General features: G+C 37.9%; 4 protein-coding genes. 3 read left to right on the top strand and 1 reads right to left on the bottom strand.

Features of this window, described 5'->3' with window-relative positions:
* Positions 1 to 173 precede the first annotated feature (173 nt).
* From CBG25_RS18460 to CBG25_RS18455, 3 genes are read left to right on the top strand one after another with little or no spacing between them, the layout of a single operon-like run.
* On the top strand, positions 174 to 1055 hold the full coding sequence (locus tag CBG25_RS18460; protein ID WP_290608488.1) for a DUF2813 domain-containing protein: 882 nt from the start codon (positions 174 to 176) through the stop codon (positions 1053 to 1055).
* 3 nt (positions 1056 to 1058) lie between these two features.
* Entirely contained in the window at positions 1059 to 1226 is a 168-nt protein-coding gene (locus CBG25_RS21555; protein WP_366212809.1) for a TOPRIM nucleotidyl transferase/hydrolase domain-containing protein, read from the top strand.
* Entirely contained in the window at positions 1195 to 1539 is a 345-nt protein-coding gene (locus CBG25_RS18455) for a hypothetical protein (RefSeq protein WP_290608486.1), read from the top strand. Before CBG25_RS21555 ends, CBG25_RS18455 begins: the two co-directional genes overlap by 32 nt.
* 136 nt (positions 1540 to 1675) lie before the next feature.
* Here CBG25_RS18455 and CBG25_RS18450 read toward each other — a convergent pair.
* On the bottom strand, positions 1676 to 1787 hold a 112-nt coding region (locus CBG25_RS18450; protein WP_290603782.1), incomplete at its 5' end, for an ATP-binding protein.

Genomic DNA, 1787 nt, shown 5'->3' with positions numbered 1-1787 from the left:
ACATAAACGTCGTATATCTGAAAAAATAACCCTTTATCAACAAAATTGGGACGTAATCAAAAATGCTATTGCTGAGCACATCCGTGTTTTATTAGCGTACCCAAATTAGTTTTGTGCGAAACTCGTGAAATAGTCACAACGCTAGTCGATTTAAGTCCTTATCTGCATTATGGATTGAAGGAAATGATAAATATAAACGTATTTATTATCGTGTGAGTGCTGAACGACAAAATAATATTGTGGCTACCGAAAGATGTTTTTTAGATAAGGACGGCAATAAGCTGGTTTTAAATGATAATAGCAAATATATCCAGCATATTATTCGACTATATCCCGTACTACGTCTAAGAGATGCCCGCTTTTTACGCCCTACAGCGGCTGAATCTTATGATGCTGACTATAAAAAACCCTCTGTTAAATTTGCCAGCCAATTACAACAATTGACCCAGGCATTAATAAAAGCATCACCAAAATTGTGTTATGAAGAGATTGAAGATGGCTTTGCGGCAATGCAACAGTTGCTCGGTTATTATTTTGCCGAACAAAATATGCGTTTATTTAATCGACCACATCAGTCAAATATTACCTATCACTCACCTAATAGAAGAGGCTGGCGGGTGCTGGAGGATATCAATCGTATAGTCGGTAAACCGGAACAGCATTCTATTCGGTTAATTATTTGGCAGCTTTTTTCATCATTTTTACAATTACAGAGCGATTTTCAACTAAATAGCGATGCTCGGCCTATCCTGATTATCGAAGATCCAGAAACTCGTTTACATCCTATAATGCTTTCGGTTGCTTGGCGACTATTAAATCTTTTTTCATTGCAGCGTATTAATTCAACTAATTCAGGCGAATTCCTTTCACAAGTTCCACTGGAAAATATATGCCGCTTAGTACGTAATTCAAATCGAGTGGTTGCTTATCGGTTAAAGGCAAACAGGTTATCACTGGAGGATATGCGTCGTCTTTCATTTCACATACGCATTAATCGCCCATCAGCACTATTTGCACGCTGCTGGTTATTGGTTGAAGGTGAGACCGAAATCTGATTAATGAATGAATTAGCACGCCAATGTAATTATCATTTTGAGTCAGAAGGTGTTAAAGTGATTGAGTTTGCGCAATGCGGTCTTAAGCCATTATTAAAGTTTGCTAATAGTATGGGGATCGAGTGGCATACTTTGGTTGATGGCGATAATGCAGGGGAAACAGTATGCTGATTCAGCAATTGCTTATGCTGAAAGAATCAATGATACTCCTCGAGATAGACTAACTATATTACCTGCGTCAGATATGGAGCATTTTCTTTACCGTGAAGGTTTCAGCGATATTTATCATCAGATTGCTGCTATTCATGATAATGGTAAAATATCACCGCGTCGTGTCATTATTAAAGCAATTCATCGAACTTCTAAACCTGATTTAGCAATTGAAGTCGCCAATAGAGCGGCAGAAAAAGGCGTTAATTCAATTCCTTCTTTGCTGCGCCATATGTTTTCACGTGTTGCATGGCTAGCCAGAGGGCAATCTTAGTAAACAGGTAAGCAATAAAAATATTGTAGCATTTGTCTGCTGGTTTTAGTTGCGTATTACCATGAAGAAGATCACTTATTAACATCGATGGAGATCGCTTTGTGTCATTATCACAGAACCATTTTTTAAATTAACTTCACTGATCTCCATCAGTCAATAGCGTTTGTATTTTTCGCATTGATTCTCCTTTTAGCTCTAATTTGATGCTGCCATGAACCAGCCGATCTAAGATTGCATCTGCATGGGTT

The organism is Arsenophonus sp. ENCA, assembly GCF_002287155.1.
Classification (GTDB): Bacteria; Pseudomonadota; Gammaproteobacteria; order Enterobacterales; family Enterobacteriaceae; genus Arsenophonus; species Arsenophonus nilaparvatae.
The sequence above is the reverse complement of the archived record's forward strand: the minus strand, read 5'-3'. Positions and strand labels throughout refer to the sequence as shown.